Source organism: Rhodanobacter glycinis (assembly GCF_006438785.1).
GTDB classification, from domain to species: domain Bacteria; phylum Pseudomonadota; class Gammaproteobacteria; order Xanthomonadales; family Rhodanobacteraceae; genus Rhodanobacter; species Rhodanobacter glycinis_A.
Genome location: NZ_RCZB01000001.1, coordinates 373,441 through 386,440 on the forward strand (window position 1 = coordinate 373,441; position 13,000 = coordinate 386,440).

General features: G+C 58.5%; 11 protein-coding genes. 6 read left to right on the forward strand and 5 right to left on the reverse strand.

What is annotated here, in order from left to right; all coding sequences use genetic code 11:
- The first annotated feature begins 113 nt into the window (after positions 1-113).
- Positions 114-1,073 (forward strand): restriction endonuclease, encoded by a 960-nt coding sequence (locus tag EAH75_RS19845; RefSeq protein WP_140803957.1) that lies wholly within the window; start codon positions 114-116, stop codon positions 1,071-1,073.
- 87 nt (positions 1,074-1,160) lie between these two features.
- Here EAH75_RS19845 and EAH75_RS01945 read toward each other — a convergent pair whose 3' ends face one another.
- The gene (locus EAH75_RS01945) at positions 1,161-1,721 is read right to left on the reverse strand and encodes a hypothetical protein (protein ID WP_140803959.1); all 561 of its coding nucleotides are present in this window, start codon (positions 1,719-1,721) and stop codon (positions 1,161-1,163) included.
- A 478-nt stretch (positions 1,722-2,199) separates the two neighbouring features.
- Here EAH75_RS01945 and EAH75_RS01950 point away from each other — a divergent pair, with 478 nt between their 5' ends.
- On the forward strand, positions 2,200-3,195 hold the full coding sequence (locus EAH75_RS01950) for an IS5 family transposase (protein WP_241668858.1): 996 nt from the start codon (positions 2,200-2,202) through the stop codon (positions 3,193-3,195).
- Positions 3,196-3,487: 292 nt separating this feature from the next.
- Here EAH75_RS01950 and EAH75_RS20115 read toward each other — a convergent pair whose 3' ends face one another.
- Together EAH75_RS20115 and EAH75_RS01960 are read right to left on the reverse strand one after the other, a co-directional pair.
- The gene (locus EAH75_RS20115; RefSeq protein ID WP_161596230.1) at positions 3,488-3,700 is read right to left on the reverse strand and encodes a DUF3606 domain-containing protein; all 213 of its coding nucleotides are present in this window, start codon (positions 3,698-3,700) and stop codon (positions 3,488-3,490) included.
- Between the two features lie 17 nt (positions 3,701-3,717).
- Positions 3,718-4,428 carry a transposase gene (locus tag EAH75_RS01960; protein ID WP_140803961.1) on the reverse strand — a complete coding sequence of 237 codons (711 nt, stop codon included), beginning with the start codon at positions 4,426-4,428 and terminating at the stop codon, positions 3,718-3,720.
- 153 nt (positions 4,429-4,581) lie between these two features.
- On the opposite strand from EAH75_RS01960, the gene EAH75_RS01965 reads away from it, so the two are divergent.
- Positions 4,582-5,973 (forward strand): amidohydrolase family protein, encoded by a 1,392-nt coding sequence (locus tag EAH75_RS01965; protein ID WP_241668859.1) that lies wholly within the window; start codon positions 4,582-4,584, stop codon positions 5,971-5,973.
- Positions 5,974-6,099: 126 nt separating this feature from the next.
- Here the strand turns inward: EAH75_RS01965 and EAH75_RS01970 are convergent, their stop codons facing one another.
- Together EAH75_RS01970 and EAH75_RS19850 are read right to left on the reverse strand one after the other, a co-directional pair.
- Positions 6,100-7,059, reverse strand: coding sequence for an alpha/beta hydrolase (locus EAH75_RS01970; RefSeq protein WP_241668860.1), 960 nt, complete (start codon positions 7,057-7,059; stop codon positions 6,100-6,102).
- A gap of 334 nt (positions 7,060-7,393) precedes the next feature.
- On the reverse strand, positions 7,394-9,685 hold the full coding sequence (locus tag EAH75_RS19850) for a DUF4238 domain-containing protein (RefSeq protein ID WP_241668861.1): 2,292 nt from the start codon (positions 9,683-9,685) through the stop codon (positions 7,394-7,396).
- A 68-nt stretch (positions 9,686-9,753) separates the two neighbouring features.
- Here EAH75_RS19850 and EAH75_RS01980 point away from each other — a divergent pair, with 68 nt between their 5' ends.
- The 3 genes from EAH75_RS01980 (at position 9,754) to EAH75_RS01995 (ending at position 12,669) form a co-directional block, all read left to right on the forward strand.
- Positions 9,754-10,530, forward strand: coding sequence for a hypothetical protein (locus EAH75_RS01980; RefSeq protein WP_140803964.1), 777 nt, complete (start codon positions 9,754-9,756; stop codon positions 10,528-10,530).
- 358 nt (positions 10,531-10,888) lie between these two features.
- Complete coding sequence (locus EAH75_RS01990; RefSeq protein ID WP_140803967.1) at positions 10,889-11,560, forward strand: XAC0095 family protein; 672 nt, start codon at positions 10,889-10,891, stop codon at positions 11,558-11,560.
- Positions 11,561-11,682: 122 nt separating this feature from the next.
- Positions 11,683-12,669, forward strand: coding sequence for a hypothetical protein (locus EAH75_RS01995; RefSeq protein ID WP_140803970.1), 987 nt, complete (start codon positions 11,683-11,685; stop codon positions 12,667-12,669).
- Positions 12,670-13,000: the final 331 nt, after the last annotated feature.

Consider the following 13,000-nt stretch of genomic DNA (forward strand, 5'->3'; position numbering starts at 1 on the left):
CTCGATTCCTAATCTCTCTGCTATGTGTTCGATGTAAGCGAGTAGACAAGCTTCCTCATTTGACTCTACGTGGAAGCCCACAACCAACAAAGCATTGTTGACGAGCGAAAAAGATGTCCGACGCGTTTCAATATCCGCCCGAAGTTTTCAATTTGTTGGTCGATACCATTCCGCTTCTATGTAGAAGCAAGCAAAACGTCATCCTGTTTCTTCGTGGCGCAGGGGTAGCACAGGAAGACCTCACTGAAGTCGAAAGTTCTCTTCGAGCCGACCGCAATGCCATAAACAAATTCGATATCGTTCGTAACGTACTTACAAAGCTGAATGCACGCGGCGACAGCGGTCTTCGACCGCGCCGAGAACTTCTTAAGCGCACAGTTGAATTTGAAAGCTTCGAAACATGTTGGCCCACTGACCAGTACAAGGCCAAAGGTCTAGTTGCTAGCATCCGCGAGGCTGTGGACGCCAAGGACTCCTTCACGCGAATGAGGCAAGAGCGCGAAGCAGAGCGAGAGGTGGTTTTGGATCGTCAACGGGCAAAGCAGGTCGCAGTTGGCCAGAAGCGCGCCAAAATTGAGGCCGTAAGCAAGCGGCTATCCGCCCTGTTTGCGATGGACGACAAACCTCAAGAGCGCGGCAAGTTGCTAGAAGCAGTGTTAAACGACCTGTTCAAAGCTTACGAAATCCTTGTTAGAGAGGACTTTCGCCGAAGAGACACAGATAACGCCGTCGTGCTGGAGCAAGTTGATGGCGTGATCGAGCTAGACGGAACAATTCATCTTGTAGAAATGAAGTGGCTCAAAGATCCAGTTGGTGTTGCGGAGTTTGGCCCCCACCTCGTCCGCATATTCGGTAGGGCAAATGCGAGCGGCATTTTCATATCGAACAGCGGATATACCGAGCCCGTTATTAAGCAATGTGCTGAATTTCTTAACCAGCGCACAACATTTCTATGCTCTCTACAAGAGTTAGTGATGTTGCTACAGCGTCAGGACGATCTTTTAGCTTTCCTTAAGAGAAAAGCTCATGCGGCAATCATCGATAAAAAACCATTCCTTGAAATTCTTTTTTAAACTCTCGATCTGTAGAATTAGAAATTCTTAATTTTGGCCAACCAACGGCTAATTAGCCTTCGCGGTGAAGTCGATGAATCTGTGCTACTACGCAATCGACAAAAAACGATTAAGCGCGGAGCTCAATTTAGCCATTTGCGGATCGTAGTGGTCGCAAAGATACGTGATGACCTGCGCACCCGACATGCTGCGCGTCGCAAGAACCGCTTTGTAAAACTGCTTTTTATCCGTAAGGATCGTCACCGCATTTGGCAACTGATAAGGAAAATTTGCATCTTTTGAGCGGTCTATCAATGCCTGCTCGACATTGGGAAACGGAATAAAATACACATTGTCTTGTCGCGCGTGCCGAAGACCATCTTGGTCCCCGTCAAGGATGGCGATGACATGTTGCGGATCTGCGAGGAATTGCTCGGCAACGTTTCTCTTTAGAAGGCTGGTGACCTGACTGCCGCCACCGACAAAAATGATCTTGTATCGATAAAATACCTGAGGACAGTGGCGACGGATGATCTCCTCCAGCAGGGTACTTAACTCAATGTCCTCGGTGAGGATGTAGCGATCCCACCCACTAAAGCCAAAAAGCAAAGTCTTGATATAGCTGTAGGACGCTGGTTCAAGCGTAATCGATTCGTTACGTCGTTCCATGTAGAACAGCTCTCCCTCGTTGAGGGTTCGCATCATCGCCAACGAGTGTGTCGTGAAGACAACATTGCAACTATAGACTTGGCAGAATTCGCGAAGCTTGCGCAGTAAGAGAACTTGAGCCGCTGCATCCAACGAAAGATCAATTTCGTCGACGACTACTAGTCGCGCCTTACTACGAATACTTCGGTACAAGCTGATAAGAAAGTGCTCGCCGGAGCTAAGATAGTCTTCGCGGATATACTTGTGGTTATCTCGTATTAAGCAATAATAACTCCGACCCTTAACGACGATTTCCGCCAGAGCTTCAAACTTGTTGGGCCCATAGATCGAGGTAAGGAAGTCAATTAGTTCGCCCGGGAAGGTAAATTGTCCTAATATTATTTGTTTGCGAATTTCATTATCCACATCGCTAAGGATGCTCTGATTTATTCCCCGTCTACGGCATCATAGCCAGCCGTCCCCAGGAAGCCCATCGCCGATGAAGCAGCGTTCCTTTGCCTCGCTGAGTTTCGAGTCCAAGAAGAAGCCGACGCGGCGGGAGAAATTCCTGGGCGAGATGGACAAGGTGGTGCCGTGGGCGGCGCTGCTGGCGTTGATTGAGCCCAGCTATCCCACCTCTGGTCGCCGCGGTCGGCCGCCGATGCCGGCAGCAACGATGCTGCGCATCCACTTCATGCAGCAGTGGTACGCGCTGAGCGATCCGGCGATGGAAGATGCGCTGTACGAGATCGAGTCGATGCGCCGTTTCGCCGGGCTAGAGTTGAACGAGGACGCGATCCCGGACGAGACGACGATCCTGAAGTTCCGGCGCTTCCTTGAGCAGCACGGCCTGGCGGTGAAGATCCTTGAAGCAGTCAACGCGCACCTGGGCCAGCGGGGCTTGCTATTGCGCCAAGGCACGATCGTGGATGCCACGATCATCCAGGCGCCATCGTCGACGAAGAACCGCGACAAGCAGCGCGACCCGGACATGCGCCAGACCAAGAAGGGCCAGCAGTGGTACTTCGGCATGAAGGCCCATATCGGCGTGGATGTGGAATCGGGGCTGGTGCACACGGTAACCACGACACCCGCCAACGTGGGCGACGTGACGGAAGTGGACAAACTGCTGCACGGCCAGGAGCAGACGGTGTACGCCGACGCCGGTTATCAGGGGGCCGAGAAACGAGCCCCCAAGCGCGGCCGCACGTGGTACATCGCGGCCAAGCGCGGCGGCGTCAAGGCGATGCCCGAGGGCGCGTTGAAGGACGCGGTCAAGCACACCGAACACATGAAGGCAGCAGTTCGATCCAAAGTGGAACATCCATTCCGGGTGGTGAAGCGGCAGTTCGGCTACCAGAAGGTGCGCTTCAAGGGGCTGCTCAAGAACACCGCTCAGATACTCACGCTGTTCGCGTTGTCGAACCTGTCAGAAACAGGGGTCAGGTTCGACTTTCCGACGAATCATTTGGGTTGCCCCCAAAGTTGCCTCTAGGACGTGCTTGTTGTCACGGCACCGCTCAGATCGAAGCCGCCATCAGACGACCAGCCGGCGTCGGGCACCATTGACCCAGCATCGAGAGTTGGGCGAGGCCCCGCACCTCCAATCGATGACTCACATCAGGGTCATAGCTGCGATTCCAGACCCACGGCTCCTTGCAGAGCTGGCCTAGCATGTCCCGTTCATCGCGATCGAGCTTGCAAGCCATACGGTTGCTCCAGGGCTCTTGGAATTGAACCCATCGTCACCATGTGCTTGCGGATGTGCTGCTAACGGCACAGCGCTGTTAACACGCAGCGGCGCCGTTCATGCCCGCATCGGAAGCCTCGAAGCCCTCCAGTGCGTACCTGGTCGCCAGGTACAGCCCCACCACGCCCACCTCGGTGCTGCCAGTGGCTCGCACCGCCTCGATCAGCTCCCTATCGCTGCAACTGAAACAGCCACACCAGTGAGCGCGGTTCAGCCGGTTATGAAGGTTGATCCACTCGCCCACACTCACGCTGTCAAAAACAGGGGTCAGGTTCGACTTTCCGATGAATCATGAGGTTTCCGTGGACGGCCGATCTTGAGCGGCCCGGCCGGTCGGGCGAGCTGGGCCTCGATGGCGGTGCGGAAGCGGTCGGATCCGAGCGCATGCTGGCGTTGAAGGTGTAACCGGATCGCTTCGATGTCCTCGTCGCAGAGTGTTTCCAGCGCTATGGCGCGGTAGGCGGTGCAGCGCTCCTCCCGCGTGGAGCCCAGGTTCCGGTAGGTCGGGTGCGGGTGGACGAGCGGGTCGTTGTGGCCCAAGGCGTTGGCCGCATGGCTTGACCAGGGATAGTCGGCCGGATCGGCACACATGCGGGCGCGAACCGGGTTCAGCTCGATGTAGCGGTAGCAGTGCAACAGGTAGGTGTCGCGGTCGACCAGGGACGCTTTGTAGCGTCCTTCCCAGAGCGTGCCGGTGCGGCGGTAGCGGTCGTTGACGTAGCGCACGTAGCGCCGGCCCAACGCCTGCATGATGCGGGCGACCTGGCCGCCTTCGTCGGGCGTCATCAGCAGGTGCACGTGGTTGGTCATCAGGACATAGGCGTGAACGGCGCAGCCTTCGCGCAACGCGATTTCCCTCAGCTCCTGCAGATAGCGATGCCGGTCGGCATCGGTGAAGAAGCAGGGCTGGCGATCATTGCCGCGCTGGACGATATGTTGGGGAATGCCGGGTAGGTCGATGCGCGGCCTGCGGGCCATGGGTAGCCTCCTGCCAAAGAAGCTCACCTTGCCTGCGGTCCAACGCGCTGTCTGTCGTTGTAAGCTGACGAGACACCCGGAAAAGTGCACTCTGACCCCCGGCTTTTTGTGAGGTCTGGGGGTTTTGAAGTTCCACTCTGAGGGAGACAGCGTGTGCCATTGAAGATGTCGCGTATCGCGCAGATGCTTGTCGTCGGCACGTTGGCCTGGTCGTCGCTGACGTGGGCTGGCGCACCGACCCCCTTCGCTGCAACCGGCAGCGACAGCCTGGTGTTGTACCGATGGGCCACGTTGATCGACGGCACGGGCCAACCGCCGCGCCCCGATATGGACGTCTTGGTGTCTGGCGAGCGCATCGTGCGGGTTGTGCCGGATCGCGAGCTGGCACCCGATCTGTTGACCAAGGCGAAGGTCGTCGATCTGCGCGGGCGATATCTCATGCCCGGCCTGATCGACTCCCACGTCCATCTTGCTACGCCGCCCAATCGTCGGCAGGCCGAAGCGATCATGCGCCGTGATCTCTATGGCGGGGTAACGGCGGTCAGGGACATGGCGGATGATCTGCGCGCGCTCGGGGACATCACGCGCGCGAGTCGGGTCGGCGAAATCGCGGGCCCCGACATTTACTACGCCGCTCTGATGGCTGGCCCGTGCTTTTTCACTGACGAACGGACGATCCAGGTTTCGGCCGGAGCCGTCGTCGGCAAGGTGCCATGGATGCAGGCGGTAACGAGTGCCACCGATCTTCCGCTGGCTGTCGCCGAAGCGAAAGGAACCTACGCCACCGCCATCAAGCTGTATGCAGATCTCACGGCTGACATGGCGGCAAGGATCACCGCCGAAGCGCATCGGCAACACATGCTCGTGTGGGCCCACGCCACGCTCTATCCAGCCAAACCGTCGGAAGTCGTGGCGGCGGGTGTCGATGCGATTTCCCATGCCTGCCTTCTCGTGCGTGAGCCGCAGGCGCATGTTTCCCGCTGGGGCGAGCCGCGCGATCCGGTGGCGCTTGCGTCCTTCAAGGATGGCAACAATCCGGCGCTCGCCAGACTGTTCAAGGCCATGGTTCGTCGCGGCACCCTTCTCGATGCGACCGTCTGGACGTATGGCGCGGCTGCTGCTGCGGCATCGGTCAACAGCCCGCCACTGCCACCCGGGAGTTGCGATGACACGATCGGCGGCATCATCACGGGCCAGGCCTGGCGCGCTGGCGTGCAGGTATCTGCCGGCACTGACAACATCGCGCCGTGGACGGATCATTGGCCGGATCTTTTCCACGAGCTCGATCAGCTGTCGAGCAAGGCCGGCATGCCGATCGCGGCGGTGATCAACTCGGCCACGCTCGTCAGTGCACGCGCGGCCGGCCAGGAGCATGAGATGGGCAGCATCGAGACGGGCAAACTCGCCAATATGGTAGTGCTGGCGCGGAACCCTCTGGACAGCCTGGCCAACCTGCAAAGCGTGGTCATGACGGTCAAACGCGGCCGAGCTTTCCATCGCAGCGATTTCGTTCCTTTGGTCCAGGGCGACATCACTGACCTGTAGCACGGACGGGCTCGGGTGATCACTTTCATCCGTAAAAGGGGACGGAGGCCAAAAACACGGGTCAGAGTGCACTTCTTTGGGCTCGCCGCTTTGGAAAGTCGACTCTGACCCGGGTTTTACCATCCCTCAACCGCTCACATATGGGCCAGTGCCAGGGAATATCGCTATCAAGGCGCGGGTAAGCACGGTCGGGTAGACCGTGAAGTGGTCTTCGCCCTCAATGACGGATGTTTCCACCTTCAGGCCTTCGTAGTGGCGGCTGCGCAGGCGTTGGGCAAAGCTGCGGTTGTGCATCAGCATGTTGTTCTGGTGGAAGTAGCGCGGTCCTGGCCCGAACGTCTCGTAGCTGCCCACCGACAGCAGCACCTGTGCATGCAAGGCATGGTGGTCCTTTGCGTAGTTCCGCTCGATGCGGTCGATCACGTGGTCGTCGTACCACAGGGACGGGCTGGACAGGATGTAGGTATGGAACAGCTCGGGCCGCGTCACCAGGACGTAGGCACCAAACAAGCCGCCATAGGAGTGGCCGGCGAACGCGCGACGGGCGGGATCCGTGTGGTAGCGCGCGTCAATCATCGGCAGCACGGTGGTGGCCAGGAAATCACGGTAGTGGGCGGCTCCGCCGTATTCCTCGGCACTGAAATCATCGGGACTGCGCCGAACCGGTGTGGAGGGCGTGTAGTCGCGCGAGCGGCTCTGCTTGGACGTCAGTCCTTGTTGCGGTGGCAGGCCGACCAGGATGAAGTCCTCCAGATTGACTCCATGCTGGCCTACCAGATTACGCAGGCTTCGCACCAGCGGAAAGCTGTACAGAGCGTCGGTCACGTACAGCACCGGGTAGCGTTGCTTCGGATGCGCAGCGTAACCCGCGGGGAGAGCTACCCAGATCGGATAGTCGCGCCCGACAGGGTCGTGAATCCATAGTGCTTCCGTATCGGGCAGGACCACGCCGGGAACTGCATCACTGGGAACGGGTTTGGCGCTGGCAACGTCGGCCGTCATTTCCGCGTGAGACGGTCTGCCCGCCGATCCGTTTGCCGCGATATTGGCGCAGCCCGCCTGCTTGGTCCCGCATCCTGCCAGCATCAGTATTGCCAGCCCCAGGGCAACTCTCGTAAACAGATTCCGGCACACCATCGTTTCTTCCAGGCATCGAGTTCGGTCTCCAATGTTCACACGCGGCTGTTTGCAATCCCAACAAAACGGGGGTCAGAGCGCACTTCTTTTGGCTCGACGCTTTGGAAAGTCGACTCTGACCCCGGTTTCGCTCTTTGTGGTGATGCTGCTAAAGAAGGTGTCCGGGACAATTTGAACAGGTACGCGAAACAAGGGTCTACGCGAAACAGGGGTCAGGTTTGACTCGAGACGAGGCGAATTCTCAGGCGCCTGTTCCCGCAAGCGCTGCATCATCCCATTGATGCTAGAGGGCTTCGTCGTTGCCCATGGGCAACGTCACATAGGTTCTTCCATCGTCCATCAGCCACGGAAAAATTTGGAATGTCCAAAGGAGCCGCTCAACGTGCCGAGTGAGAGCAAAGATCCGGTTGATCGAGAAATCGTCGGACGGACCGTACAGTTGGCGAAGGTCGTTGCCTAGAAGATCGAGCCAATGATCGAGGTCAAGCGATGTGACAACATCGATCATGGATTGGTCATGAGCATCGCTACCATCTATGCAGCCGTCGTTATGCCCGCACCATTGCGCGGCATGGGACATGACGTGACGCACATGACCTATCGCGACTTCCAGCAGGGCGTCCATGTCCTGAGTGATGCGGTAATCCAGTCGAGCGGCCTCGATCTCGGCACGAGCCGCAGCCATGCTGTCACGGAATAGTTCGGCATACCGAGCGCCGGCAGAGGGGTCGGCAAAGGCGGACTCCCTTGCGGTGAAGTAATGACCCGGCACAGGCGCGGTCGCTCTATGCAGAAGTGAGATGAGCGAGTTCGGAAACGAAGGCCTGCTCTCATTCAAGGGGCGCAGGTAGAGCACGTCGTGGGCAACATGGCCGAGCATGGTGACCAGCATGTGCAGCGCAGAGCTTCGGTCGGTCTCAGAATCCGAGATGAGGTCCAGCGCGAGCATGGCATCGAGAATCAGGTGACTCTTGGGCATGCCATTGCGGACCACGTCGACGCACTTGGCCACCGGCCTGCCGTAACTGCGGGGTTCACTGAGATCCGGGACCAGAGTGGGGTCGCCACGATCAAGCTCCGCGATGGCGGTGCCGTACTCGGAGGCGAAGGTGATGCCATCGAGGGACCCAAGTGGCATACCACGCGAGAGTTCACGCACCACGACGGTGACAATCTCCTGAAATGCGGCGAATTGTTCTGGTTCTTCAAACGCGGGCGCGCTCAGCGTGTAGGAAAATTGGCTCGATTCAGAAGCATGTCTGCTTCGGGGAGGCGCTGTTCCCGGGATCGCGGTGGTCGTGGGTATGCGATGGAGGGATGTGAGAGCGTCCTGCACGGTTTCCAAGATAGCGTTCGCGCCCCGTCGTCCGATGTGCTCGGCCAACTCCGATTCATCCATCGGTTTCGATGCGATGAAGAAGCGATCGCTGCATGCTGCGCTCGCGAGGTTGAGCAAGGTTACGTCGACCGACAATGCTTCGTGAACCGTCCCGATGAGTACCCGGTCGGTGCGGATGGGGACGATGCACGTCTCAAGCCCTTCCAATCCAGCGAGTATGAGCGGAGTCAGCTCATTTCCGGCTGCCTGCGCGATGGCGATGCAATCCGGCAGGACTGCGCCATCGACTTCGTGAGCGCGCCAAGTCAGCCTTGCGAGTGCTGTTTCCCACGCCTCTTGGTCAGCCTTAGCGAGGGCCTTTTTATGGGCATCGCTGACGATGGAAGACAGGGTGCGAGCCATCTCTGTCTGGAGAAGTGTGATCTGCGGCTCGATATCCGCAAAGAACTCATCGAATCGTTCCCGAAAGGCGTATCCAGCGACGCGTTCGGCCAACCGAGGTGGCATCGTGATCCCGGCGTCCGTGAGGGCCGCGACGGTGGCCACCACGAGAGCGGATGCCCCGATATCCTGGGTGGGGTCGTCGATCCCATAGCGGGACCTGGCGCCTTCTCGAGTACCCACTTCCGCAATGACGCCGTCCAGGACCTGCTCGGCTGCGTTGGAAAATGCGGATCGAATGAAAGCGGTGCGAAGCACGAGGTGTGCGGTGAGTCGTGCCACTCGGCCACGGTCGAGTTCGACCCCAGTGGCCTCACCCGAAACGTAAGCGAGATCCTCGCGGAAGATTTCCTCTACCTTGGTGATCACATCGTCGAGCGTGGGCACGCCGTCCTTGCGTGGTCGGGAATAGAAGTATTCCTCAACGCCCACGTGGCGAATCCCCGTGAGCTTCGCCTTCTGGCTCCTCAGATGCAACCAAGTGCGCTCACCTTCTCCCTTCGCTTGACGGTGGGCAAGAAAGCCTCGTTGCAGAAACCTGGGGATATAGTGCTGGCGTCTACCGGCCATGGAGATTCCTTCGAACAGCTGAAAACGGGGGCAGAGTTCACTTTCTTCGAGGCCGCCGCCTTGGAAAGGCGACTCTGACCCCCCAGTTTTCATGAGTTCTTCGAGCTTGGCGTTTGACCATCGTCGTACCAGCGCCTCACAGCCCAGTCGCATGATCGAGTACAGGCGTCGTTTGGCTTGGCATGGTATCAGCCACTGATCGATCCCGGCGATTTCGCAGGCCATGCGGACGAATAAGGGGATGGGGGAAGTTAATTCCTGATCAGAGAAACCGCTTGTTTTCGGAGTGTCAAATGGCCTTCTATAGTGCTAAGCATGTTGCGCAGATGTATGAGCAAGGCGAAAGCGTGTGCCGTGACCTCAATGAAGTGGGCCTAACTCTCGTCCATAAATGTGCGCCAGGAATTGCCAATGCGGACGCGCGCGAATACCTGCTTCAAGGTGTGGCGCGTCGTCTTGGAACGATCAAGGCTTGCATAACTAATGTGTACGAGCTATTTCCCCCAGACACGTTGTATCCGTTGCAAAGAGCGGTCTTGGAGAATCTTCAAATAAACCTCCAAGCCTTTGCAATCAATGTGAGCGGCGTCCACGATAACTGGGCGTGGGCTTATTTGCTCGAACAAGGCATCAAGCTCAATCCCTTGAATATTGGTTTATTCAATCCTCGCACTCGCCCGCACCTAACGGAGGGTATGCGCCGTTATCTCGACGACCCTGCTATCCAAAATTGGCATAAAACCTACTCGAAAGACTACCGTGATGCGCTAGCTCACAGGATTCCTCTCTACGTACCTCCGGCGGAGTTCAGTGACGCCGATCACCAGGCGTGGAGCAACTTGGACGCAGACCATTGGAAAGCACTGTTGAGCGGAAGGCTTGAAGAAGCTGAGGAACTTGACCAGAGAAAGTCTGCGATAGGCAGACCATCGTACCGATTTGTACACTCGATGACGAACGGTAATGCACGACCCGTCTACCTTCATCCTCAAATCGTTTGTGACGGGCTCACGGTCGCGGAACTCTGCAAGACGATGATCAAGGAATGGTTTGGCGAAGAGATAGCCTAAGCGAAACGGCGAACCGGAGTCAGCGTGCGCGAAAAGGTGTGAGGGACAATTTCGGACGCCATTCGACGACAGCCGATAGCCATGGACCTGCCTTGACACCCCTCCACTGCCGTAGCAGACTAAATTCAAGGAGCCTAGAAACTCCTCTAAGAGCGGTACCCACCTCCGACAAACCGGTGGGTTTTTTGTGCCTACGCGCGTTGTAGGTGCAACCGACGCGAAGCCTGCGTCGGGAGGGCGGCTAATACAACACCCGCAAGGGGAATACGCCCGCCGGCTCTTAGCGGTTTCTAGCCTCCCGACTTCCCGTCCGTCTGTCATGCCGTGGACGGGCACTTCATGGAACTAGGAGGCGACCATGTCGACGTTCGAATCGGATGATCTGGAAACGACGGGCTATTTCCTGCCGGAGGACAGCCAGCTGCGGCTGAAGAAGCTGCGCGAGTATGTGGAGTTCCTCTCGCATCTCGCGCAACCGCGAAGGCCGGACGAGGAGCAGGAGGGGGTTCCCGAGATTCGCCCGGGCGAAGTGGCGATCTGCATGGAACTGCTAGAGGAGCAGATCGCCCAGGTGCTGGGCGAACTCTCCTGGCCGGCCGAGCGTCGCGATCGGACGGCAGCATGCGAGGCCGCTGCGCAAGCGGCGGCTTGCACGGAAGCCGCGGAGCCCGACGCCGCCGAGCCGGTGAGGGATGCGGCCGGCAACCGCTTCCTCTTCGGCGTCACCCTGGATCAGCTCGACGAGATCAACCTGCTGCTGAGCAGCCTCGGGGCTCTTGGCAATGTGGTGACCTGCAGCGATCACGCCGAGTTGTCCGACGTCACGCTGTCGATCATGGGCGACGCCATCGTCCGCGACACGGAGAAGCTGCGCGACATCATCCGCGACGTGAATGCGCAGGATCTGCAGCCACCGCACGGCACGAAACCCGGTGTACGCGAAGAGCGGGCCTGCTACCTTGCGCTGACCGCGAGTGTGCCCACGGGCGGCGCGTCCTACCTCGTGCGGCAGCATCCGACCTACCAATAGCGGGGAAAAGGTGTCGTAAATAGTAAATAGGGGTGCGGAGGTAATTAAACGCGGATAACTACCTCCGTCCCTTTTGATTGTCCGCTCATGAGTGGGGATTTCTCGATCTATGGAGTGTGGGGATGAATCTGGTATTCGCGGTGTGCACGGAAGATTCCACTAATGTCGCCAACGAGAAGGTGTCTGCGCGGCTGACACGGTTGCGCAACCATATTCAGCGCGTGCAGGCGGCAACGACGCCGACTTTCATCGTGTTCGTCGCGCCGGAATTCATGTTCATGCACGGGCACGCGGGCAGTGATCGCCTCCGCTGGTATAGCAAGGCCGAACGCGACAAGACGCTGAAGGGGCTGGCGGCGGCTTCGCTGCTCTTCGGCCGTCTGCTGCTGGTTGGCGGCAGCATCTGCTGGGCGAAGACGGAGAAAAACTGGGGTGAGAAGACCGACTGGGTGGTCCGCAACGAAGCTCCCGTCCACTACAACGGCAATCTTCTGGCCCTGTACGGAAAGCGCCATGGAGGGGGCGAGGTCTATGCCGAGGACACCCTTCGCCTGTACCGGGCACGTCGCGGCGCAATCGATCTCCAGATGTACGATCCGAACGGGGTCGATCCGTTTGGCAATCGCTTGTACAACATCATCCAGGCAACCGGGAACATGAGCGAGCTAGCCTCGTTGACGAACAACACGGTTCGTCGTGGCCCCGGTGGCGCTGCGCTCCCGGCAGCGCCCGGTATCAAGTCGGCGCGCGAACGTTACGACGGACGCATTCGCTTCATCCCCGGGACCAGCGAGCCGAGCTTCGACATTCCCGGCGGCACGCTCACCGGCGGAGTGGAAATCTGTCAGGAGCACAACCTGGCTGCGTTGCAGAATAACAGTGGTCGTGGCAGGACCAACTTCCACCTGCTGACTTCCAATACCGTGGGCCACAACGCGGCCCATGAGAACCTGGTGTCGCCCGGCTACTTTGTCCATGCCAAGGCGGGCTGCCCGCCGGAGCTGGTTACGCTCAGCGGTGTGACCCGGACCGTCTTTGCCGCCCACCAGTGGACCCAGCTCGATCCCACCTTGCATTACATCGAAGTGCCGATGCCCGTGGGTCTGTGAGTTGGGAGACAGGAGAAAAAGGTGTCAGGGATAATTTAGGCCCATGCTGCCTGTGGCGCTGCCGAAAAGGTATTAGGGACAATTTCTCCAACAGAGCCAGGATCAGAGTGCACTTCTTTAGGCGCGACGCACCCACTGTCACTATCAACGGTAACGTCCGTTGACCCGCGTGCAAGCCCTAAACCTACGAACGCGAGTTTTTCGAATGAGGGGTCGGGTTCTTTTTTTGACGGATGATGAATGGACCTGCCTCTTTTGTTCCCATGCGGGCGCATGGGAACAACTATGCCCTCGACATCCTGTTCGGCACCCTCAACATGCTGCGACTTCG